General features: G+C 70.7%; 22 protein-coding genes and 2 tRNA genes. 6 read left to right on the forward strand and 18 right to left on the reverse strand.

From position 1 onward, the window contains the following. Positions 1–201 precede the first annotated feature (201 nt). Positions 202–1674, forward strand: coding sequence for a ferric reductase-like transmembrane domain-containing protein (locus H1D24_RS26105; RefSeq protein WP_181660138.1), 1473 nt, complete (start codon positions 202–204; stop codon positions 1672–1674). Then, positions 1671–3281: an NADH-quinone oxidoreductase subunit NuoF family protein gene (locus tag H1D24_RS26110; RefSeq protein WP_181660139.1), complete on the forward strand. Its 1611-nt coding sequence runs from the start codon at positions 1671–1673 to the stop codon at positions 3279–3281. The genes H1D24_RS26105 and H1D24_RS26110 overlap by 4 nt, the downstream gene beginning before the upstream one ends. 269 nt (positions 3282–3550) lie before the next feature. Here the strand turns inward: H1D24_RS26110 and H1D24_RS26115 are convergent. After that, a tRNA-Ala gene (locus H1D24_RS26115) sits at positions 3551–3623 on the reverse strand. A 138-nt stretch (positions 3624–3761) separates the two neighbouring features. On the opposite strand from H1D24_RS26115, the gene H1D24_RS26120 reads away from it, so the two are divergent. Next, positions 3762–4970: a glycosyltransferase 87 family protein gene (locus H1D24_RS26120; RefSeq protein ID WP_309484445.1), complete on the forward strand. Its 1209-nt coding sequence runs from the start codon at positions 3762–3764 to the stop codon at positions 4968–4970. 3 nt (positions 4971–4973) lie between these two features. Here H1D24_RS26120 and H1D24_RS26125 read toward each other — a convergent pair whose 3' ends face one another. From H1D24_RS26125 to H1D24_RS26165, 9 genes are all read right to left on the reverse strand, one after another. Continuing rightward, a complete protein-coding gene (locus H1D24_RS26125) occupies positions 4974–5207 on the reverse strand; it encodes a hypothetical protein (protein ID WP_016643127.1) in 234 nt (77 codons plus the stop codon). Positions 5208–5210: 3 nt separating this feature from the next. Next, a complete protein-coding gene (locus H1D24_RS26130; protein ID WP_181660140.1) occupies positions 5211–5384 on the reverse strand; it encodes a hypothetical protein in 174 nt (57 codons plus the stop codon). Between the two features lie 401 nt (positions 5385–5785). Continuing rightward, a tRNA-Ala gene (locus H1D24_RS26135) sits at positions 5786–5858 on the reverse strand. A gap of 126 nt (positions 5859–5984) precedes the next feature. Beyond that, entirely contained in the window at positions 5985–6668 is a 684-nt protein-coding gene (locus H1D24_RS26140; protein WP_181660227.1) for a histidine phosphatase family protein, read from the reverse strand. A 71-nt stretch (positions 6669–6739) separates the two neighbouring features. Beyond that, entirely contained in the window at positions 6740–7195 is a 456-nt protein-coding gene (rsfS, locus tag H1D24_RS26145; RefSeq protein ID WP_181660141.1) for a ribosome silencing factor, read from the reverse strand. A gap of 235 nt (positions 7196–7430) precedes the next feature. Beyond that, positions 7431–9251, reverse strand: coding sequence for an LCP family glycopolymer transferase (locus tag H1D24_RS26150; protein WP_181660142.1), 1821 nt, complete (start codon positions 9249–9251; stop codon positions 7431–7433). A gap of 16 nt (positions 9252–9267) precedes the next feature. Then, the gene (gene nadD, locus H1D24_RS26155) at positions 9268–9900 is read right to left on the reverse strand and encodes a nicotinate-nucleotide adenylyltransferase (RefSeq protein WP_181660143.1); all 633 of its coding nucleotides are present in this window, start codon (positions 9898–9900) and stop codon (positions 9268–9270) included. Positions 9901–9967: 67 nt separating this feature from the next. Continuing rightward, on the reverse strand, positions 9968–10129 hold the full coding sequence (locus tag H1D24_RS26160; RefSeq protein WP_181660144.1) for a hypothetical protein: 162 nt from the start codon (positions 10127–10129) through the stop codon (positions 9968–9970). Positions 10130–10299: 170 nt separating this feature from the next. After that, on the reverse strand, positions 10300–10497 hold the full coding sequence (locus H1D24_RS26165; protein WP_181660145.1) for a hypothetical protein: 198 nt from the start codon (positions 10495–10497) through the stop codon (positions 10300–10302). A gap of 126 nt (positions 10498–10623) precedes the next feature. Between H1D24_RS26165 and H1D24_RS26170 the strand changes: the two genes are divergently transcribed. Then, the gene (locus tag H1D24_RS26170) at positions 10624–11679 is read left to right on the forward strand and encodes a M48 family metallopeptidase (RefSeq protein ID WP_181660146.1); all 1056 of its coding nucleotides are present in this window, start codon (positions 10624–10626) and stop codon (positions 11677–11679) included. Positions 11680–11728: 49 nt separating this feature from the next. Here the strand turns inward: H1D24_RS26170 and H1D24_RS26175 are convergent, their stop codons facing one another. The 5 genes from H1D24_RS26175 to proB form a co-directional block, all read right to left on the reverse strand. Further along, on the reverse strand, positions 11729–12802 hold the full coding sequence (locus H1D24_RS26175; protein WP_181660147.1) for an SCO2583 family membrane protein: 1074 nt from the start codon (positions 12800–12802) through the stop codon (positions 11729–11731). 123 nt (positions 12803–12925) lie between these two features. Next, complete coding sequence (locus H1D24_RS26180; protein ID WP_445194926.1) at positions 12926–13534, reverse strand: SCO2584 family spore wall biosynthesis protein; 609 nt, start codon at positions 13532–13534, stop codon at positions 12926–12928. Between the two features lie 84 nt (positions 13535–13618). Beyond that, a complete protein-coding gene (locus tag H1D24_RS26185; RefSeq protein WP_181660149.1) occupies positions 13619–14902 on the reverse strand; it encodes a glutamate-5-semialdehyde dehydrogenase in 1284 nt (427 codons plus the stop codon). 102 nt (positions 14903–15004) lie between these two features. Next, complete coding sequence (locus tag H1D24_RS26190) at positions 15005–15487, reverse strand: DUF8830 family protein (RefSeq protein ID WP_181660229.1); 483 nt, start codon at positions 15485–15487, stop codon at positions 15005–15007. Between the two features lie 127 nt (positions 15488–15614). Continuing rightward, a complete protein-coding gene (gene proB, locus H1D24_RS26195) occupies positions 15615–16721 on the reverse strand; it encodes a glutamate 5-kinase (RefSeq protein ID WP_181660228.1) in 1107 nt (368 codons plus the stop codon). Between the two features lie 372 nt (positions 16722–17093). On the opposite strand from proB, the gene H1D24_RS26200 reads away from it, so the two are divergent. Both H1D24_RS26200 and H1D24_RS26205 read left to right on the forward strand, forming a co-directional pair. Continuing rightward, positions 17094–19193, forward strand: coding sequence for a CDP-glycerol glycerophosphotransferase family protein (locus tag H1D24_RS26200; RefSeq protein WP_181660150.1), 2100 nt, complete (start codon positions 17094–17096; stop codon positions 19191–19193). Positions 19194–19288: 95 nt separating this feature from the next. Continuing rightward, positions 19289–20269 (forward strand): phage baseplate protein, encoded by a 981-nt coding sequence (locus tag H1D24_RS26205; protein ID WP_181660151.1) that lies wholly within the window; start codon positions 19289–19291, stop codon positions 20267–20269. Between the two features lie 82 nt (positions 20270–20351). Here H1D24_RS26205 and obgE read toward each other — a convergent pair whose 3' ends face one another. The 3 genes from obgE to rplU form a co-directional block, all read right to left on the reverse strand. Then, a complete protein-coding gene (gene obgE / locus H1D24_RS26210; RefSeq protein WP_181660152.1) occupies positions 20352–21788 on the reverse strand; it encodes a GTPase ObgE in 1437 nt (478 codons plus the stop codon). A gap of 159 nt (positions 21789–21947) precedes the next feature. After that, complete coding sequence (gene rpmA / locus H1D24_RS26215) at positions 21948–22202, reverse strand: 50S ribosomal protein L27 (protein ID WP_181660153.1); 255 nt, start codon at positions 22200–22202, stop codon at positions 21948–21950. A 14-nt stretch (positions 22203–22216) separates the two neighbouring features. Beyond that, positions 22217–22537 (reverse strand): 50S ribosomal protein L21, encoded by a 321-nt coding sequence (gene rplU / locus H1D24_RS26220; protein ID WP_067272111.1) that lies wholly within the window; start codon positions 22535–22537, stop codon positions 22217–22219. Between the last annotated feature and the right edge of the window lie 77 nt (positions 22538–22614).

Raw genomic sequence — 22614 nt, forward strand, 5'->3', positions numbered from 1 at the left:
GTCGGCCACGCGCGCGTGGCGTGGCTCACATCGTTGAGGGGTCGGGGGTCGGTCCGCGTACTGGTATCGGGCCAGCACAGCAGAAATCCCGGGTTGCCCTTTTATAACAACGCAATAACTCAAACCACGTACCCAACGGTTTGCTGACACCTAGCATGCGGCTGTGGGAACGCTTTGCCGAACCATTCGGAGTCGCCGCCCATGAACCCTCGTCGCAAGATCCGTTCTCTTCCGCTTCCGAGCCCCACGGCCCGGGGCGCGGTGGCGGCGATGACGCTGCTGCTCATACCCGTGCTCGTGTTCATCGGAGGTGATGGCTTCCGCGACTTCCTCAACTTCGCCGCGGGCGTACTGTCTCTCGTCGCCCTCACCAGCTCCGTGATCTGGGGCCTGGTCGCCACGGACCGGCTGTTCCTCAACTCCCGTCAGCGCCTGCTCGCCCAGGCCGTGCACCGCGCGACCGCGGTCGCCGCGCTGGGTTTTCTGCTCCTGCACATCACCGTCAAGCTGGCTCTGGACCACACCACGCTGCTGGCAGCCCTGATCCCGTTCGGACTCGGCTTCACCGGTACGCAGGGCCTCATCGGCTTCGGTTCCCTCGCCGCCCTGCTCATGGTGACGACAGGGCTGACAGGAGCTCTGCGGAGCGCCTTCGCATCCCCCGTCCAGGTGGCCGCCCGCTGGCGTGCGGTCCACATGCTGGCCTATCCGGCCTGGTGCTCGGCGCTGGTCCACGGGCTGTACGCGGGCCGTCCCGCCGCCCCCTGGGTCACGGTGATGTACTGCCTGGCCCTGGCCGCGGTCATGGGCGCCATCGCGCTGCGCGCCGCGCCCCTCCCGGTCAAGCGGCAGGTCGCCGCCCGGATCCTCGCGGTGCTCCAGCCGGACGACAGGGGGGCCGACGAGGCGCGGATACGCCGGGACACCGCGGACTCCCCGCTGCCCGGCACTGTTCTGCCCGGCAGCTCGCTGAGCGACATGACGACGGGCGGTCCGACGCCGCGAGGCTCGGGCCTGGGAGGGGCGCCCTTCGGCGACTCCGCACTCGGTGGCACGACCACACTGCCTCGCCCCGAGCCCGCCTTTCCCTTCCCCTCGGATCTGCGCGGCATGACACCCCCCTCCCCACCGCTCTACGAAGCCCCGCCGCGCCCGTCGCCGACCCCGCGCTCCCCCGGCGCCGGCGCCGGGATCTCGGCCGCCTACCGGGCGGTGTCGTCGATCCCGCGCGCGCGGGACGGCCTGGAGCGCGACGCCACCGAGCGCATGGACCTGCCCCTGGACCTCCGCCCGACCGAGGCCCTTCCACGCTTCGACGACACCGGACCGACGCCGACGCCGGGTCGCTGGCCCACTCCGTCCCCGCCCCCACCCGGCGAGGCTCCCCCGTCGACCTACGGCTCATCGGACGCCTACGGCCCGTCCGGCACCTACAGCCCGTCCGACACCCAGTACGGCACGAACCTCTCGTACGGAAGGAGCCACGACGCGTACGAGAGACCCTCCAGCGGGGCCTACGACCCCGCGTACGACACTCCTCACAACGGCACCCCGTACGCGGGCGCCGCCGATCCCGCGTACGACAGCGGCCCCGCCACCGAGCCCCTCCCCGGCACCTTCCAGGCGCCGAGCTCCGGCGAGCCCTGGAACGCCCCCACGGGAGGCACGACGTGAACGCCGCTCTGCCCGACGTCCCCGAGGTCCGTGTCGTCGGGCTCCCCCAGCTCACCTCCGGGTTCGACCTCGTCGAACGCCTGGACCTCGCCATGCACTTGAAGGTGCACGGCCCCCTCGAGCCGATGGGCGGCGAACAGCTCGCCTCGCTCGCGGAGCAGATCTCCCTGAAGGGCCGCGGCGGAGCGGGCTTCCCCTTCGCCAGGAAGCTGCGGGCGGTCGCGGAGTCGGCGATCCGCCGCGGCGTACGTCCCGTGGTGGTCGTGAACGGCAGCGAGGACGAGCCCGCCTGCCGCAAGGACACGGTGCTGATCAACCGCGCACCGCATCTGATCCTGGACGGCGCCCTTCTGGTCGCCGAGGCCTTGGGGGCCCGCACGCTCGTCGTCGGCGTGACCCGCAACTCCACCGAGGCGTCGATGCAGGCCGCTCTCACGGAACGCGGCCTGACCAACCGGCGGGGGGCGCCCCTCCGCGCGCGCGTGCAGCGCAATCCGGTGCGCATGGTGACAGGCGAGTCCTCGGCGCTCATCCGCTCGGCGGACGGCGGCCCGCCGTTGCCTCCCGGCCGCAAGGTGCGCGCTTCCGACAGCGGCGTCGGCGGCGCGCCCACGCTGCTGTCCAACGCCGAGACGTTCGCGCAGCTGGCGATCGCCGCGCGGATCGGCGCCGACCGCTACCGCAACACCGGCCTCCACGACGAGCCGGGCACGGTGATGCTGACCATCTCCGGCGCGGTCGCCCGCCCCATGGTCGTGGAGGTCCCCACAGGCGTTCCTCTCCGGTACGTGCTGCAGCTGGCCGGCGCGCCTCCGCTGCCCCAGGGCGTGCTCACCGGCGGCTACCACGGCAAATGGCTGGACGGTGCCGCCGTGCATGACGCGGTCGTCTCGCGTGCGTCGCTGGACGCTCTCGGGGGTGCGCTGGGCGCGGGCGCCATCCTGCCGATCGGCCCCGAAACCTGCCCGCTCGGCGAGTCGCTGCGGGTGGCGAACTGGCTCGCCGCGGAGAGCGCCGGACAGTGCGGCCCCTGCTACCTCGGCCTGCCCGCGGCGGCCCGGGGGCTCGCGGACATCCTGAACGGCGGCGGCCCGGCGGCCCTGGAGGCCCTGCGCCAGGTCACCAAGGCCGTGAAGGGGCGCGGTGCGTGCAAGCACCCCGACGGCTCGGCAGCCTTCCTCGACTCCACCATCTCGGCGTTCACGGACGATCTCGCGGCACATGTCCTGGGCGGCGGCTGCGGCAGACCGGTCGCGGGTGTCCTGCCGCTCCAGGAGGAGGGAGCCGCGGGCGGAGGCGCCGGAAGCACAGCCGGTGACGCGCCGACCGGGCAGCGGCTCGCGGTCGACTGGACGCTGTGCCAGGGCCACGGCCTGTGCGCGGACATCGTCCCCGAACTCATCCAACTGGGTCCTGACGGCTTCCCGTCCGTCGCGGAGGCGTCGGTGCCGCAGTACTCGGCGGCACGCGCCATGCGGGCCGTGCGCCGCTGTCCCGCACTCGCGCTGCGGATCGAGGAGGAGCAGCCGCCTGCTCCGAGGCGCTCGAACCTGCCGGTACTGCCCCCGGGGGGGAGCCGACGGGCGCTCGGCAGCGGACGCGGCTGACGCGGGTCAAAGGCCCACAACGAAAGGTGCGTCACCCGATCCGGTGGCGCGCCTCTCATCTCCTCGGGCACTCGCGCCAGTTGCCCCCGCTTCCGGCTGGCGCTCCCGACGGACACAACCGCCCGCGCACTCTTCGGACAGCAACCTCGACCACCCCAAAGAGGGGGTGCGGGTGGCAAAGCCCCCGCAACGCGCGGCGAAGCCGCGCAAAAAACGACGAGGGCGACCCGATCCGCGCTTTCCGCGGACACAGGTCGCCCTCGCACTCGTGGAGCTAAGGAGAATTGAACTCCTGACCTCCTGCATGCCATGCAGGCGCTCTACCAACTGAGCTATAGCCCCTTGTGGCCACGCGGCTGAGCCGCGTATCGACCGCGCCGCCCGGTTCCCCCGGCGGCTCCGCCAACATTACACGGTCCTCCCGGTGCATCACCAAATCGTTTCCGGGATGTACCAATAAGGCCGGTACTGTCGGCCTTCGTGACCGTGATCGCGTTTCCCCGCACCCACCTCCGCGTGCCCGTGGCCGTCGGCGCCTGCCTGCTGTCCCTCACGGCCTTCTGCGTCGCGCAGCGCGTCGCCGACGTCTCGATGATCGATCTGATGGTCTACCGGGCCGAGGGCGAGGCGGTACGCGCGGGCGAGGACCTCTACGCGCTGCGCGCCACCGACGCCCGCCTGCCCACCACCTACCCGCCGTTCGCAGCTCTGCTGTTCACGACGCTGACGCTTCTGGACACGGCGAGCATGCGGATGCTCGCAACGGCCGGGAACCTCGGTCTTCTCGTCACGTTCGTATGGCTCACTCTGCGGCTCGTCGGGCACGCGCGCGTGGCGGTCGCCTGGTGGACTGCGGCGCTCGCGGTCTGGTGCGAGCCGGTGTGGACGACGCTGCGGTACGGGCAGGTCAACCTGCTGCTGGCCGTACTGGTGCTGTGGGACCTGTCGCGGAGGGACAACCGCCGCTGGGCCGGTGCGGGCATCGGCGTCGCAGCGGCGATCAAACTCACACCCGCGCTGTTCATCGTCTTTCTGCTGCTGACGGGCGTCGTGGCGGCGGCACGGCATGGCACCGGGCGGGCCTGGCTGCGGCACGCGTGCATGGCGGCCGCCTCGTTCGCCGGGGCGACGCTGCTGGCGGCCGTCGTCCTGCCGTACGACTCACGCCGTTTCTGGACGCGGATGGTCTTCGAGACGGGCCGGGTAGGACTCACCGAGGACACCGCCAACCAGTCGCTGCGCGGCGTCCTTGCGCGGCTTCTGCACACCGGCGATCCCGGCGGCTGGTGGCCGGCGGCCGCCGCGGCCGCCGCGGCGGCGGGTCTGGCGGTCGCCGTGGCCGCCGCGCTGCGCGGCGAACGGGCCTGGGCCGCGACCGCCTGTGCCGCCACTGGTCTGCTGATCAGCCCCATCTCGTGGTCGCACCACTGGGTGTGGTGCGTGCCGATGGTGGTACTGCTCGGCAGCGAGGCGGCAGCCCGGGGTCACGGCAGCCGGGCATACCGGGCTGCGGCCGCCGTCCTGGGGCTGGTCTTCTGTTCGTACGCCCTGTGGTGGGTGCCGCACGGACCGGGGAGGCCCGAACTGCACCAGGGTGGCTGGCAGTCGGCGCTGTCCGCGCTCTACGCGGCAGGCGCCTGCGCCTTTCTGGCCCTCACCGCGCTGAAGGTCACCAGGTGGCGGAGCTGAAGGTCACGCGGTGGCGAACGAGTAGAACCGTTTGAGGGTGCAGTGCTCGTCGAGAAGCCGTCCGTAGATCGGCTCGCCCTCGAGCTCGCGGTACGTCTCGATCGGGTCGCCCTTTATGATCAGCGCCCGTGCGCATTCCTCGCACCAGTACTGGTAGTCGGGGTTGACCGGTTCCATGTCGCGGACGATCGGCGTGCCGCTGCCACACCAGTCGCACTTCCGCCTGTGTGCACCCATCTATCAGCTCCAGCTGTGGCCGCAGGCCGTGCACACGAAGGAGACTCCGCCGTTGTCGCCGAGGACCTGGGCGACGTGGCCTGAGCCGCAGGAAGGGCAGTTGAGGAGTGTTGCGTCGTCCCCCATGTCCGCTACACCGAGGAGGCCGTAGTCCTCCTCGAGGATGCTCGCAGGCATCGCGCTCTCCCTCCCGTCGGGCCACGCTCGGCGAAGGACGCAGCCCCCTTCCGGCCGTCCGATTCTGCCACGGCCGGAGCAATACGGTCAGCGACGCCTTCGTACCAGTCCGGACACGTTGCCGAGTAGGCCCGCCGTGGCCAGCGCGAACGCGCCCGGGGGAGCGCGTCCGACGATGTATACGCCCCCCGGCACCAAGTAACTCACCCGATGAGGAAAAAGATCCCGCACCGTGATCGGTACGGGATCCACGACCCTCGACCCTCGCCGTACGGCAACCCCGACCGCCCCCAGGGGGGTGCGGGTGGCAAAGCCCCCGCAACGCGCGGCGAAGCCGCGCAAAAAACGACGAGGGCGACCAGGTCCGCGCTTTCCGCGGACACAGGTCGCCCTCGTACTCGTGGAGCTAAGGAGAATTGAACTCCTGACCTCCTGCATGCCATGCAGGCGCTCTACCAACTGAGCTATAGCCCCTCGTGGTCACGCGGCTGAGCCGCATGGTGTTTCGCCCCGCTCGGCGGGGCGAACAAGAAGAACTTTAGCCTGCGACCTGCCGGAAAGTGAAATCCGGGTCCCGGCAGACACCGGGACCGGACGGCATCAGTCGTCGTCGCCCAGCACCGGTTCCGGCAGCGTGCCGGCGTTGTGCTCGAGCAGCCGCCAGCCGCGGGCGCCCTCGCCCAGCACGGACCAGCAGCAGTTGGAGAGGCCGCCGAGCCCCTCCCAGTGGTGGGCCTCCAGGCCGAGCAGCCGCCCGATGGTCGTACGGATCGTGCCGCCGTGGCTGACCACCACCAGCGTGCCGTCCTGCGGCAGCTTCTCGGCGTGACGCAGCACGACCGGGGCGGCGCGGTCGGCGACCTCGGTCTCCAGTTCGCCGCCGCCGCGGCGCACCGGCTCGCCGCGCTTCCACGCGGCGTACTGCTCGCCGAACCGCGCGATGATCTCGTTGTGGGTCAGACCCTGCCAGGCACCCGCGTAGGTCTCCCGCAGGCCCTCGTCCTGCGTCACCTCGAGCCCGGTGATCGCGGCCAGCTCGCGGGCCGTGTGGACCGCCCTGGTGAGGTCGGAGGCGACGATCGCGTGCGGCTTCAGCGAGGCCAGCAGCCGTGCGGCCCGGCGGGCCTGGCCGACGCCCGTCTCGGTCAGAGCGACGTCCGTGGTGCCCTGGAAGCGGCGCTCCAGGTTCCAGGAGGTCTGGCCGTGCCGCCAGAGGATGACCCGGCGGCCACGGCCGGAGTTCTGCGAAGGCTCGGGCTCAGGGCCCTGTGCGGCGGCCGCCACGCCGGCACTGTCGGATGCGGGCACACCGGCGCGCTCGGAAGCGGGCGCGCCGGCGCCCTGGGAGGTGCTGCTCAACGCAGCTCACCGCCCAGCTGGCGCAGCTCGGCGGCCTCCTCTGCGGCCAGCTGCTTGGCGTGCGCCTGGGCCTTCCCACGGGTGGCCTGCGCGTCGGCGGGCAGGGCGATCTCGGGGCAGTCCTTCCAGAGCCGCTCGAGGGCGTAGAAGACGCGCTCCTCGCTGTGCTGTACGTGCACCACGATGTCGACGTAGTCGAGCAGGATCCAGCGTGCGTCACGGTCGCCCTCGCGGCGAACGGGCTTGGCGCCCAGCTCCTTGTTCAGCCGCTCCTCGATCTCGTCGACGATCGACTTGACCTGGCGGTCGTTGGGCGCGGAGGCCAGGAGGAAGGCGTCCGTGATCGACAGCACGTCGCTGACGTCGTACGCGATGACATCGTGCGCGAGCTTGTCGGCGGCCGCCTGGGCGGCGGTGGTGATGAGCTCGAGAGAGCGGTCCGTAGCGGTCACTACAAGGCTTTCCGTCGGCGGTCGGGAGGTCGTGCGGGGGCTGCGGTACCGCGCGGGGGCTCGCGGCCGGTCAGAGCGCCGGCCGCCGCCTCGCACAGGGCAGCACCTCAAGGGTCTCACGGACCGCGGACACCACCCCAAACGATTACCCGATCACCGCTGGAGCCGCTGGCCCCGCGGGTCGGCCCGGCCTCCGCTCGTCAGCCCGTTCCGCAGGTCAGCCGGCCTCCGCTCGTCAGCCCGCCCCGCCGGTCGCGCCAGTCCCGCTGGTCGCGCTCGACGACTCGGCCTTGTAGTTCTGGCCGAGCACCACCGACACATCGGCGTTCGAGGCGGTCTTGCCCTTCTTCACGGCGCTCGTCGGCAGGCCCAGCGTCTTCGCGACCTCGACGGCGTCATCCTTCTGGTCCGCGTCCGCATAGACGACCTGCGACAACGCCTGGGCGACGGAGCCGGTGCCGCTGTCGACGAAGGTGTAGCCGCCGTTGAGCAGGACGACCCGGGCCTTTTCCTTGGCGTCCTTGCTGCCCGTGGCGTTCTTGACGCCGACCCGGACGGCCGCGCCCTCCTCGGGGCTCTTCACGGTGCCGCCGAGCACATCCTTGACCACGCTGTCGGTGGCCTGCTCGCTCAGCGTGCCGTCCTGCTGCACGGGCAGCAGCGCGGTCCTGTAGTCGCCCCCCTTGGCGAGATCCGAGAGCTTGGCGAGGAAGGCGCCCAGGTCCTTGTCGTTCAGCGAGGGATCGAGGATCTGGGCGAGCGACTGCACGGTGGTCGTGGCGGCCTGGGTGTCGGACGACATCTTGCGCAGTACGCCGAGCATGACCTGCCCGAAGCGCTGCAGCTGCGCGGTCTCGGGCTCTCCGGACGCCCGGTAGGTGGCGTACGCGACGGCCATCGGGCCGCTCAGCGTCTGGTCCTCGCCCTTCTTCACGAGGGGCGAGGCGCCCTTCTTGCCCTTCTCGTCCGGATCCGGCACGTCGGCGTTGGTGTCGATGTCAATGTTGCCGACCAGCTCGACGAGGTTGTTGAGGTAGGGGGTGTCGAGCCGCCAGGTGCCCTCGATCTCCGTGCCGAGCAGGGTGTCGAGGGACTCGCGCGTACCGTCCGAGCCGTCGTCGTCGACCGACTTCGCCAGCGTGCTGGTGGTGCCGTCGTCGTCCGTCAGCGCGAGGGAGTTGGGCAGCAGGACGGTGGTGCCCTGCTTGGTCGTGGTGTTGTCGACGAGCAGCGCCGTGGAGGTGCCGCCCTTCTTGGTGTTGTGGAGGTGGACGACGATCACGTCGCGGTTCTGGGCTCCCGCCGCGGCCGTGCCGCCCCCCTTCGTCTCGGCGGACATGCCGGGCAGCTTGCCCGCGTACCAGAGGTAGCCCACTCCACCGACGGCGACCAGCGCGAGCACGACGACCAGGGCGACCATGCGGTTGCGTCCGCGGCGCCGTGCCTCCTCGCGCCGCTCTGTGCGGCTCTCGGTGAACTTCAGCCAGTCGATGACGTCTTCGGAGTTCTCGTCCGGCTCCTCCACGAAGGAGAACTGCCCGGTGTGGTACTCGCGGTCCTCACGCGGCCCGGACTCCGGCGTCGGCCGGCCCTGCTGCGGGATGTAGGCGGTCTGCTCGGCGGTACGCGCGGCTCCCCGCGGCTCCACACGCGGCTGCGGACCGGTGCCGGAGGCCCGCCCGTACGGGTCGTACGCGGCGGCAGAGGGGCCCGCGTTGCCGGGACCGGCGGACCCGTACGGATCGTAGGAGCCGTACGGGGAAACGGGCGGCTGCTGGCCGGTCGACGCCGGGTCGTAGGGCGGGACGGGCGGCTGCTGGCCGGTCGACGCCGCGTCGTACGACGGGGTGGGCGGCTGCTGGCCTGTGGCGTACGGGTCGTAGCCGTAGCCCTGCGGCTGCCCTGAACCGTACGAACCGTAGCCCTGCGGGGGAACCTGTGGTGGTTGCGGGGGCACCTGCCGGTAGACCGGCTGCCCGAACTCGTCGTAGCCCACGAGCTCGTACTGGTCGCCGTGGCCCCCGCCCGCCGCGTACCCGTCGTATCGGTCGTTCACCGGTGCCCCTCTCGGCTCACTCGCCGCGGTACAGCTTGCGCTTGTCGATGTAGCGCACGACGCCGTCCGGCACCAAATACCAGACCGGGTCGCCCTTGGCGACTCGCGCACGGCAATCTGTGGACGAGATGGCCAGCGCCGGAACCTCCACCAGGGAGACCCCGCCGTCCGGCAGGCCCGGATCGGCCAGCGGATGGCCGGGGCGCGTGACGCCGATGAAGTGCGCAAGGGAGAAGAGTTCGTCCGTGTCCCGCCAGGTCAGGATCTGGCCGAGCGCGTCGGCGCCGGTGATGAAGAACAGATCCGTGTCGGGGTTGAGCGCGCGGAGCTCTCGCAGGGTGTCGGTCGTGTAGGTCGGCCCGCCGCGGTCGATGTCGATGCGGCTGACCGAGAACTGCGGGTTCTCGGCGGTCGCGATGACCGTCATGAGATAGCGGTCCTCGGCCGGGGAGACCTTCCGGTCGGTCTTCTGCCAGGGCTGCCCGGTCGGTACGAACACCACCTCGTCGAGGTGGAACTGGGCGGCGACCTCGCTGGCCGCCACCAGGTGGCCGTGGTGGATCGGGTCAAACGTTCCGCCCATGACGCCGAGGCGACGCTTGGCCGTACTCGCCGGACCGGTACCGGTAGGCATGTCCTGCTCTCCCATGCGTGCAGACCCTACCGGCCCGGTCGGCCGGCTCCGGCCGCGAGGGTCACAGCCCGGGGCCCGGGGATCAGCGGTCCCGGTTGAAGCGCGTGGTGATCCACAGCAGCAGGAGCAGGACGAAGAACGCACCGCCGCCGGTGAGGTACGGGTTGAGGCTTTCGTGGTTGCCGCCGTGCTCGCCCTCGGCAGCGAGGGGGACCAGCTGGGCGGCGGTGCTGTAGAGGCTCATCGTCGGCAGGACCTATCCGGAGGTGGGATCGGAAATGACTTCGCGCCCATCGTAAGCGCCGGTCTCGTTCGCGATCACGCCGACTCAGGTGTTGCCGGGGGCAGGGCGCCCGGCCCTCGTGCCCCATGGGCCTGGGACGGCACGCCGACCACCTCGCCGAGCGCCGCGGATCAGTCGTTGTCGCCGCGCCCGCCGTCGCCGCCGCCGTCCCTGCGGTAACCCCGCAGCAGGAACCAGGCGAGCAGCACGGAGCCCACGATCGCGACGACCAGCACGGTGCGTAGCAGATTGCCTGCGCCCTCCTGTTCCTGCTGTGCGGCCGCGTTCGCAGCCTCGGTGAGCCAGGCGGCTGCGGGGATGTGCTCCATGACGGGCGACTCCTTCGGTCTGCTGCCCAGCCACGGTAACTCCGCCTACTGTGGACACCATCTCGGGGGCAGCCGTACGCCGCGGCGGACGGTCGGCGGACACACATCGAGGACATGGGGGACGGCATGACCGACGACAGCCACGACAACGTGCCCGGCAGGCAGCGGAGGCGCTTCCCGGGAATCTCGTCCCGGGCGTACGAGCATCCCGCGGACCGTTCGGCGCTGGTGGCCCTGCGCAGGCTCAGCGGATTCGACACCGTCTTCAAGGCGCTCAGCGGACTGCTGCCCGAGCGCAGCCTCCGGCTGCTGTTCCTGTCCGACTCGGTGCGGGTGTCCGACGCCCAGTTCGCGCACCTCAACGACATGCTGCGGGACGCCTGTTACATCCTGGACCTGGAGAAGGTCCCGCCGATGTACGTCAACCAGGACCCGCAGCCGAACGCGATGTGCATCGGCCTGGACGAGCCGATCATCGTGGTCACCACCGGCCTCGTCGAGCTGCTCGACGAGGAGGAGATGCGCGCGGTCGTCGGCCACGAGGTGGGCCACGCACTCTCCGGCCACTCGGTGTACCGCACGATCCTGCTGTTCCTGACCAGCCTGGCGGTCCGGGTCGCGTGGATCCCGCTGGGCAACTTCGCGATCATGGCGATCGTGACGGCGCTGCGCGAGTGGTTCCGCAAGTCGGAGCTCTCCGCCGACCGCGCAGGGCTGCTGGTGGGCCAGGACCTGCAGGCCTCGATGCGCGGCCTGATGAAGATCGCGGGCGGCAACCATCTGCACGAGATGAACGTGGACGCGTTCCTCGCCCAGGCCGAGGAGTACGAGGCGGGCGGCGACCTGCGCGACTCCGTACTCAAGATCCTGAACGTGCTCCCCCGCTCGCACCCGTTCACCACGGTGCGCGCGGCCGAGCTGAAGAAGTGGGCCGAGACCCGCGACTACCAGCGGATCATGGAAGGTCACTACCCGCGGCGCAGCGAGGACAAGGACACCTCGGTCTCGGAGTCCTTCCGCGAGTCGGCGGCGGGCTACGCCAGCGAGGTACGCGAGTCCAAGGATCCGCTGATGAAGCTGGTCACGGACATCGCGGGCGGTGCGGGCGACCTCGGCGGAAAGCTGCGGGACACGTTCCGCGGGGCCGGGGGCCGGGGCAGCAACGGCGACCGCGCGGAATGACCGCACGTACCGCAGCCAGACGGACGGGGGCCGGGGCGTCGGGGACGCGTCACAGCGAAGGCTGGGCGCCCGGCGCCAGCGTCCCGCACAGCGAGGCCGCGTTGTCGGTCGCGAACGGGTCGGTACCGGCCGCGGGGCCGCCCTCCTTCGCCGTCTGGCCGGCGAGCAGCGGCTGCAGCAGGCTCGCCGAGTCCGCCGAGCAGGACAGCGGGCCGGCCTGGACGTACGAGACGACCAGCTCGGCCTGGTGCATCCGCAGGTCGTCGCGGTCGAAGCGGAACTGCAGCTCACGGCGGACGGTGAACAGCGAGGCCTTGTCGTCGCCGTCGGAGCCGGCCGGCCGCAGGGCGTAGACGAAGGTGTGGTCGGAGGTCACCTCGAGCGTGCCCGAGTCCGTCTCGACGGCGTTCAGGGTGCCCTGCACACGGATCTTCGGGTCGGCGAGCTGCGCCTTGGCCGGGTCGAAGCGCACCAGCCAGCCGGTGGCCGCATGCCGCCCGTCGGCGGTGGGGTGGTCGAAGCTCTGGTCGAACTGGTCGAGCTGCTGCGGGTCGAGCAGTATCCGCACGGACCGTACGGGACCGCCGCCGAGCACTTCCGGGTCGAGCGAGGACTCGACGAGATAGTCCTTCGCGGTGGTCAGTGCGGACACGACCTGGCTGTCGGAGAAGTGCGAGGTGCGCCGGGACGCGGGCACCGTGATGCCGTCGGCGCCGATGCGGAAGTCCGCGGCCTTGCTGTGCGCGAACAGTGTCTCGGTGTCGGCGGCGCCGGGCACGGGGTTCTGCGGGGCGAGCGGGATGACCGTCATGCGCAGCGGGTCGGGGTGCTGGGCGGTCGTCGGCGCCTGGTAGGGGTGGCGTACGCCCATGTAGATCGCCGTGCCGAAGGCGAGGGCGATCAGCAGGACGAGGATCAGGGCCTGGTGGGAGAAGCCGCGGCGCAGTGGCGGGCGGCGTCGCACGGCCGGGGCGTGGTCGGTCATCCGCTCCCGTGCCGAGGATTCCTGGAGGCGGGCAGCACGAACGAACGACTCGTCGAACACGACGGATCGGTACTCGTCCTCACCACCGCCGGGAGCTCCCTCGGGTACCCCCTCAGGTGGGTCTCCAGGCCCGCCCATATATTCAGAGTAGGTCTCCGGGCTGCCAGGTAAACGCCCTGCTGTGCGCCAAGTTCTGACAGGTTCTCACCAGGAATTCCCACGGGTCCGCACAGGCGCCTGCTGCCGCCCTCGGGGGCGCGCTCAGGGCGTGCGCGGCACGGCGGAGACGGCCGGCTGGGAGTAGTCGGCGGACGCGGAAGGGCCTGTCGGAGCGGGATCTTCCGCTCCCTGCTCCAGTCCGGTCGACGCGGGCGGCGGAGGTATGTCCTGGCTGCCGCCCGTGGAGGCGCCCCGGTAGACCGCGGTGAAGGCCAGGGCGACCATGCCGATGCCCATCAGCAGGGCGAGCATCCACGCGACGGGGCGGTGCCAGCGGGCGTGGCCCGTATAGGTTCCCGTCCGTCCGTATCGCTCCTCGACGAGGTCCGCGTCGTACAGATCGTCGTCGAAGTCGTGGTCGTGGCCGTACCCGATGTCGTCGTCCGGGCCGAAGCCGTCGTCGTAAAGGTCGTCCTCGGCGCCCGGGCCCCTGCCGCCCGCCCGGCGCGCCTCGGCATCCGAGGCCTCGGCACGTGCCTGCGCGGCGGCCACGAGCCGCTCCACGGCGGTGGGCTCATGGAAGGCTGCCGAGCGGATGAAGTCCTCGTCGAAGACCACGGAGGCGAACTCTTCGTCCGCGCCCCCGCGGTCGTGGTCGTCGTCGGGCTCCCAGCCGTCGGGAAACGGCGTGCCCCCCACGTCCTCCGGCACGGATCCAGAGTAGACCTGGGGGGTCATTTTGGGCAGACGGTATGAGAATTCATCCAGCTGGACCGCGCCCCGGCCGGATACCGCTCAGCGGGTGTGACCGTCGCCGGTGACGATGTACTTCGTGCTGGTCAGCTCGGGCAGGCCCATGGGGCCGCGGGCGTGCAGCTTCTGCGTGGAGATGCCGATCTCGGCGCCGAATCCGAACTGGCCGCCGTCGGTGAACCGCGTCGAGGCGTTGACGGCGACCGTCGTCGAGTCCACCAGCTGGGTAAAGCGGCGGGCGGCCTGCTGCGAGGTGGTGACGATCGCCTCCGTGTGCCCGGAGGACCACAGCCGGATGTGCTCCACGGCCTTGTCGAGCGAGTCGACGACGGCGGCCGCGATGTCGTACGAGAGGTACTCGGTCTCCCAGTCGTCGGCGGTGGCCTCGACGACGGTGGCCTTCGACTGTTCGGCGTAGGCCAGGATCCGCTGATCGGCGTGGACGGTCACACCCGCATCGGCCAGGGCGTCCAGCGCGCGCGGTACGAAGGCGTCCGCGATGTCCTGGTGGACGAGGAGCGTCTCGGCGGCGTTGCACACGCTCACCCGCTGCGCCTTGGAGTTGATCAGGATGTCGACGGCCATGTCGAGGTCGGCCTGGGCGTCCACGTAGACGTGGCAGTTTCCGGTGCCGGTCTCGATCACCGGGACGATGGACTCGGTCACCACCGTCTTGATCAGGGAGGCGCCGCCGCGCGGGATGAGCACGTCGACGAGGCCGCGGGCGCGCATCAGCTCGCGCACGGAGTCGCGGCTCTCGCCCGGGACGAGCTGGATGGCGTCGGCGGGCAGCCCGGCACCGCCCACGGCGTCGCGCAGGACGCGCACGAGGGCGGTGTTCGACTCGTACGCCGAGGACGAGCCGCGCAGCAGCACCGCGTTTCCGGACTTCAGGCAGAGGGCTGCGGCGTCGACGGTGACGTTGGGCCGGGCCTCGTAGATGATCCCGACCACGCCGAGCGGGACGCGGACCTGGCGCAGGTCGATGCCGTTGGGGAGGGTCGAGCCGCGGACGACCTCGCCGACCGGGTCGGGCAGGGCGACGACGTCGCGCACGTCGGAGGCGATGGCCCGCACACGCTCGGGGGTGAGCGTCAGCCGGTCGATGATCGCCTCGCTGGTGCCGGCCTCACGGGCCTTGGCGATGTCCTTGGCGTTGGCCTCGACGACCTCGGCCGCACGCACTTCCAGCGCGTCCGCGATGGCGAGCAGCGCGTCGTCCTTCGCGGCGCGCGGCAGCGGCGCGAGCTGCTCGGCGGCGGCCCTGGCCTGGTAGGCGGCCCGGGCGACGGGGGACAGGTTGTCGTACGGCAGGAGCGAGGTCATGGGGGAAGGGTAGTGCGACGACGGGGACGTCCCAGCCGATGTCCCACAAACCGAGACACCCGTGCTCATCGGTCACCGGCACCGGCACCGGCACCGGCAGGGCTAAAACGGATGAACCCCCACCGGGCTCGCCGGCAGCGGGCCCTGACCCTCCGCGATGCGCTGGTGGTAGGTGTCCCGGTCGATGACCTCGAGGCCGACGATCTCCCAGGGCGGCAGCTGGGCGCTCTGCCGGTGCTCGCCCCACAGTCGCAGCGCCACCGCGGCCGCATCGTGCAGGTCGCGGGCCTCCTCCCAGTACCGGATCTCCGCGTGGTCGTTCGCGTACCGGCTGGTGAGCAGGAAGGGGTGGTCGTGGGCGAGTTGCTCGAGGCTCCGGCGGACGTCCTTCAGCGGGGCCTCTTCACCCGAGACGCTCAGCGTGACGTGCCAGAGCCGGGGCGCCGGTCCGGCCTGGCCCTCCTCGCCGGCCTGCCCGTCCACGTAGGTCTCCCCCGCCGCGACGCTGGTCAGCGCCCGCCCCTCGCCCACCGGACCGAAGGCACGGGAGGCACTCCCGCCGCGGGCCGCCGCTCCTGGGCGCACTCGTCTCACGACGGCCTCCTCCACGCAGTGGTCGTGCGAACCTTCCTGCACAGAAGTTGAGCAGGCCGAGAGCCGTCGTGTGGTGCTTTTACGGAACGTCCACCGGCGGGGCGGGGCTTTCAGCCGTTTACGGATGCAGTACGACCAGATCGTCCCGGTGTACGACCTCACGTTCGTACGCGGGTCCGAGCTCCTTGGCCAGCTCGCGGGTGGAGCGGCCGATCAGTTGGGGGATCTCCTTGGCGTCGAAGTTCACAAGGCCGCGGGCGACCGCGCGGCCCGTGGTGTCCCGCAGCTCGACGGGGTCGCCCGCGGTGAACTCGCCTTCGACCGCCGCGATGCCCGCAGGCAGCAGCGACTTGCGCCGCTCGACGACCGCGCGCACCGCCCCGTCGTCGAGGGTGATCGCGCCCTGCGGGGCCGAGGCGTGCTGCAGCCACAGCAGCCGGTCGGCGGAGCGGCGTCCCGTGGGGTGGAAGTACGTACCGGTGTCACGGCCGGCGAGGGCGTCGGCGGCGTCGATCGCGGTGGTCAGCACGACGGGGATGCCGGCCGCGGTGGCGATGTTGGCGGCCTCGACCTTGGTGACCATGCCGCCGGTGCCCACGCCCGCCTTGCCGGCACTGCCGATCTCGACGCCGTCCAGATCCTCGGGCCCGCGGATCTCCGCGATCCGCGAGGTGCCGGGCTTGCTGGGGTCGCCGTCGTACACGCCGTCGATGTCGGAGAGGAGCACCAGCAGATCGGCACGGACCAGATGGGCCACCAGCGCCGCGAGCCGGTCGTTGTCGCCGAAGCGGATCTCGTCGGTGGCGACGGTGTCGTTCTCGTTGACGACGGGCAGCGCCCCCATGGCGAGGAGCTTGTCAAGGGTGCGCGACGCGTTGCGGTGGTGGGCGCGGCGGCTGGTGTCGTCGGTGGTCAGCAGCACCTGGCCGACGCGTACGCCGTAGCGCGCGAACGACGCGGTGTAGCGGGCGACCAGCAGGCCCTGGCCGACGCTGGCGGCAGCCTGCTGCCGGGCGAGGTCCTTGGGGCGGCGGCGCAGCCCGAGCGGGGCGAGCCCGGCGGCGATGGCTCCGGAGGAGACGAGCACGATCTCCTTCTCCCCGCCGCTTCTGCTCTTGGCCAGGACGTCGACGAGGGCGTCGACGCGGTCGGCGTCGAGCCCGCCCGCCGCGGTGGTCAGGGACGAGGAACCGACCTTGACCACGACCCTGCGGGCGTCCGCCACTTCCTGCCTTGCCGCTGACACGCGCTACCCCACCATTCCGACGTGCTCGGATCTCTCTTCTCTTCTGCAATCTACGTGAGAGCGGCTCCGGAACGCCCTTGTATTCCGAGGGGCGGACTGGAGACGGGAGGCACGGGACGGTTGTCGAGGGACCCGGTGGAGGTGACTGAAGGGCGCGTGAAGGTCCACTGAGAGGAGAGTGAAAGCCGTCACCAACTAGTGTCGTTTTCATCTGCTTTGCGGTGATTGTTCTCACTCAAGATTGCTTGCCAGGGTGCGAAAGTCATACGGTCGGTGGTCAGCCTTCGTCATGTCGGCCCGGCATGACCACCACGCGTCCCACCATCCGACCCCCCGCCAGGAGCCCAGCCCGTGCCCTCTGCCGGACTCGCCCCCCGCCGCATCGTGCAGCTCTCCGCGCTGTTCGCGATGTTCGCGCTCTTCGCAGCGCAGCTAGTCGGCGCACTGCTGCCGAACGTCCCGGTGTTCGTCGCCGCCTCAGCCGCGGGGCTCGCACTCGACACGTATCTGCAGCACAGGCAGCCGGGGCTGCTCTCGCTCCTCGGCAAGGTCCGCTTCGACGTCACCGTGCGTCAGCTCCTCCGCGACATGCTGATCGTGGTGGGCCTGCTGCGCATCGACGGCATCAATCCGCTACGTGAGCAGGCTCCCCTCACCATCGCGCTGCTCTGCGTCTATCTGCTGCACTTCGCCTGCCAGGCGGTCGCCGTGCTGGTGCGCCGCACGCGCACGCTGCCGATCGTCACCCGGAACATCGACGCCTCGGCGCTGCAGCTGACCGCCGCCCCGCCGCGCATCCTGGCCCGCCGCGCGAGCCACCGTCTCCTCGTCTTCTCCATCCCCGCGACCGCCGGCCTGCTGATCACCGCGGGCACCACGGCCGCGTACTGGGGCGGCATCGGCCTCGGCATCTCGATCGCGCTGATGCTCCTCGGCACGCTCCACCTCGCCACCTGGCTGCTCCCGAAGAAGCGGGCGAAGAGCGAGCAGAAGGTCATGGAGTGGCTGGACGAGTGGCTGGCCGACTACCAGCCGACGGTCGCCATGTACTTCTCGGGCGGCACGTCCTCGGCGTACCAGGCCAACATGTGGCTCTCCACGCTCGCCCAGCTCGACGCCAAGCCGCTGATCGTGCTGCGCGAGCGGTTCATGGTGCAGAAGATCGACGCCACCGACGTGCCGATCATCTGCTTCCCGAAGGTCGCGACGATGTTCTCGCTGGAGAACTCGACGCTGAAGATGATGCTGCACCCGGCCAACTCCGGTAAGACCTCGCAGGTGCTGCGCATCCCCACCATCAAGCACGCGTTCATCAACCACGGCGAGAGCGACAAGCTGTCCTCCTGCAACCCGTACGCGAAGGCGTACGACGAGGTGTGGGTCGCGGGCCCCGCCGCCCGCGAGCGGTATGCGCTGGCCGAGGTCGGCGTCGAGGACAAGGACATCGTGGAGGTCGGCCGCCCGCAGCTCGCGCCGATCCGCCCGTACGCGGGCCCGCCCACCGGTGAGTACACGACCGTGCTGTACGCCCCCACGTGGGAGGGCTGGGACGGCAACCCGGGCAACACCTCGGTGGTCCTCGCCGGCGAGAACATCGTCCGGCAGCTCCTGGCCGACGACGGTGTGCGCCTGCTCTACAAGCCGCACCCGATGACCGGCTCCGTCGACCCGCGAGCGGGCGCCGCCAACGAGCGGATCATGGCGATGATCCGTGAGGCGAACGCCAAGCGGTCCGGTGACCGCCCCGGACCGGAGGCCGCGGCCGAGCTGGCCCGCCGCACGGTCGAGCTCGACAAGCTGACCTCCACCGCCTTCCGCGACAGCGCCGACGAAATGGAGCGCATGCTGCTCCAGGGCGCCCCGCAGGGCGACCGCGACGCCGCCATCGCCAAGGCGACGTCGGCCTGGGAGACCGCGTACTGGTCGTCGTTCCCGGAGTGGGAGCACCAGATCATCACCGACGCCCGGCCGGCCATCTTCGCCTGCTTCAACCAGGCGGACCTGCTGATCAGCGACGTCTCCAGCGTGGTCTCGGACTGGCTGTCCAGCGAGAAGCCGTACGCCGTCGCCAACACCTCCGGTATGCCGGAGGCCGCGTTCCGGGCGGGCTTCCCGACGGTGCGGGCCGCGACGATCCTCGCCCCCGATGCGGACGGCATCCCGTCGCTTCTGGAGTCCGTGCGGGCCCCCGAGAAGGACCGCTTCACGGAGGCGCGCACGGAGCTCAAGCAGCATCTGCTCGGCCCCTCGGACCCACCGTCCCTGGTCCGCTTCGACGAGGCCGCGCGTACCCTGTGCGCCAAGGCCGACGAGCGGCGCGACCGGATGGCCACACGCCTCGCCGCGGAGATCCCCTCCCCCCGCGGCGCGGCCGATGCCGAGGACTTCGAGACGGATGCGAACGGCGCGGAGGACTCCGTCAACGGCGCCGAGGATTCCGTCAACGCCTAGGCGGTCACAGCCGATTGGGGCCCCGGGAGCACTCTCCCGGGGCCCTTCGCATAGGGTCACGCCTGATCTTGCACTGCCGCCACAGGAGGGACCCCATGACACACGAGCCGCGCATATCCCTGAGCCGACGAGGGCTGCTGCGCGCGGGCACCGGGCTCGGCGTGGCCGCGCTCGGCCTCGGATTCGGCGCGGGGGCCGCATCCGCCGCCGTCCCCACGTCGCAGCGCTTCGACCTGACGCAGCCGTCGTACGACCTGTTCCGCGGGAGGTCGCTGCACGACGTGACCGTGCAGCAGGGCTTCGCGTACGACAACGTCAACCGGCGGCTGTTCGTGGCGCAGCGGCGCGACGGCACCGCCGAGACCGCGGGCGATCTGTGCATCACGCAGCTCGACTTCGAGGGCAACTACCTCGGCTACATGCATCTGACGGGCTTCGGCCACGGCGTCGCCTTCGGCGCGCAGGGCGTCGGTACGTCGACGTATCTGTGGACCGAGGTGGAGGCGAACGCGAACGGCTACGGCAAGAGGCTCGCCCGCTTCAAGTTCACCAGCGGCACGACGCTGTCGAACACGTCGTCCGCGCTGACGAAGTACACGCCGGTGTCGACGGCGACCGAGCACACGTGCTCCATCGACCCCGTCAACAACCGGCTGATCGTCCGCTACCACCTCAGCGACGGCAAGCACATCGCGGTCTACGACCTCGCAGCCGCGGCCAACGGCGACTTCAGCTCACGACTGGCCGACTTCAAGCAGCCGAGCCTGCCGACGCTGTCGTCGACGTTCCAGGGCTACGCGGCGTACGGCCAGTACCTGTACGTCCTGACCGGGACCTCGTACGACGCGAGCGGTGGCGTGGTGAACTCCGAGGTCACCAGCATCGACATGAACACCGGCACGATCAAGCAGGGCCCGGTCCTCACCAAGGCAGGCGAGTCCCTCGACTTCCGCGAGCCGGAGGGCCTGGCGATCTACCAGACGGTCGCGGGCGAGGTCCGCCTCTTCCTGGGCTTCGCCTCGGGAGCGGCGGGCGACCGCCGCTCGAACCTGTTCTACAAGAACGCGCTGGTCTGATACGAGAACGCCCTCGTCCGACACGAGAACGCCCTGGCCATCGGCCAGGGCGTTCTTGAAGCCCGGAACGGCCTGAGGCCGCCTAGAACGGCTCGAAGTCGTCGTACTCGCGCTCCGCCTCGTCCCGCTCCGCCTGCCGGTCCTTGCGCCGCTGCGCCGCGGGCCGGGGCGCCTCCAACCGGTGGTCCTCGCCCCGGCGGCCGAGCATCTCCGCCCCGGCCATCATCGTGGGCTCCCAGTCGAAGACGACCGCGTTGTCCTCGGGTCCGATGGCCACGCCGTCGCCCGAGCGGGCGCCCGCCTTCATCAACTCCTCCTCGACGCCGAGGCGGTTCAGGCGGTCGGCGAGGTAGCCGACGGCCTCATCGTTGTTGAAGTCGGTCTGGCGCACCCAGCGTTCGGGCTTCTCGCCGCGGACGCGGTAGAGACCGTCCTCCTCCTGCACGACCGTGAAGCCCGTGTCGTCCACGGCCTTCGGGCGGATGACGATACGGGTCGCCTCCTCCTTGGGCTTCGCGGCACGCGCCTGCCCGACCAGCTCGGCGAGCGCGTACGACAGCTCCTTGAGGCCGGTGTGGGCCACCGCCGACACCTCGAAGACGCGGTAGCCGCGCTCCTCCAGATCCGGGCGGACCATCTGGGCGAGGTCCTTGCCGTCCGGTACGTCGATCTTGTTGAGGACGACGATCCGCGGGCGGTCGTCGAGGCCGCCGTACTGCCTCAGCTCCGCCTCGATGATGTCGAGGTCGGAGACGGGGTCGCGGTCCGATTCGAGCGTGGCGGTGTCCAGGACGTGCACGAGGACGCTGCAGCGCTCCACGTGCCGCAGGAACTCCAGTCCCAGGCCCCTGCCCTCGCTGGCGCCCGGAATCAGACCGGGCACGTCCGCGATGGTGTAGACCGTCTCGCCCGCCGTCACCACACCCAGGTTCGGAACGAGCGTCGTGAAGGGGTAGTCGGCGATCTTCGGCTTGGCGGCCGAGAGGACGGAGATCAGGGACGACTTGCCCGCGCTCGGGTAGCCGACGAGCGCCACGTCAGCGACCGTCTTCAGCTCCAGGACGATGTCCTGCAGATCGCCCGGCTCGCCGAGCAGCGCAAAGCCGGGCGCCTTGCGGCGGGCGGAGGCCAGCGCCGCGTTGCCGAGCCCGCCGCGGCCGCCCTGGGCTGCGACGTACGACGTGCCGTGGCCGACCAGGTCGGCGAGGACGTTGCCCTGCTTGTCGAGCACGACCGTGCCGTCCGGCACGGGCAGGATGAGGTCCTGGCCGTCCTTGCCGGACCGGTTGCCGCCCTCGCCGGGCTTGCCGTTGGTGGCCTTGCGGTGCGGGCTGTGGTGGTAGTCGAGGAGCGTCGTCACGGACTGGTCGACGACGAGGATCACGTCACCGCCGCGCCCGCCGTTGCCCCCGTCGGGGCCGCCGAGAGGCTTGAACTTCTCACGGTGGACGGAGGCACAGCCGTGACCTCCGTTACCCGCGGCGACATGCAGCTCGACGCGGTCCACGAAGGTGGTCATGGGATGTGCCTCCAGTTACGACTGTGGTTACGCACAGTCACGTACGTACGGGAACTGTCTTACGTCTCAACACGCGAAAGGCGGACCCGCTTCCCGTACGGAGTCCGTACGGGAAGTGAGGTCCGCCTCGCGAAAGAACCGTTCTTCGGGTGCCTGAGGTCAGGCGACCGGAACGATGTTCACGACCTTGCGGCCACGGTGGGTACCGAACTCCACCGCACCGGCCTGCAGCGCGAACAGCGTGTCGTCGCCGCCGCGGCCGACGCCATCGCCCGGGTGGAAGTGGGTGCCGCGCTGGCGGACCAGGATCTCACCGGCGTTGACGACCTGACCGCCGAAGCGCTTCACGCCGAGCCGCTGAGCATTCGAGTCGCGACCGTTCCGAGTGGACGATGCGCCCTTCTTGTGTGCCATCTCTCCTCAGTCCCTTACTTCGCAGCCGTGGGGATCTCAGTGACCTTGATCGCCGTGTACTGCTGGCGGTGGCCCTGACGACGGCGGTAGCCGGTCTTGTTCTTGTAGCGCAGGATGTCGATCTTCGCGCCCTTGGTGTGGTCCACGACCTCGGCCTGGACCTTGATACCGGCCAGCACCCACGGGTCGCTGGTCACGGTGTCGCCGTCGACGAGCAGCAGGGTAGAGAGCTCTACCGTGTCGCCGGCCTTGGCGGTGGAAATCTTGTCAACCTCAACGATGTCGCCGACAGCAACCTTGTGCTGCCGACCACCGCTGCGCACGATGGCGTACACGCGCATCTCTCTCTCGCTCGGAACGGGACCCCCGCAGTCCAGCCGCCCGCACGGACAGCCTCTCCCTGGATCTCGGA

The sequence above is a fragment of the Streptomyces himalayensis subsp. himalayensis genome (genome assembly GCF_013778455.1).
Classification (GTDB): domain Bacteria; phylum Actinomycetota; class Actinomycetes; order Streptomycetales; family Streptomycetaceae; genus Streptomyces; species Streptomyces himalayensis.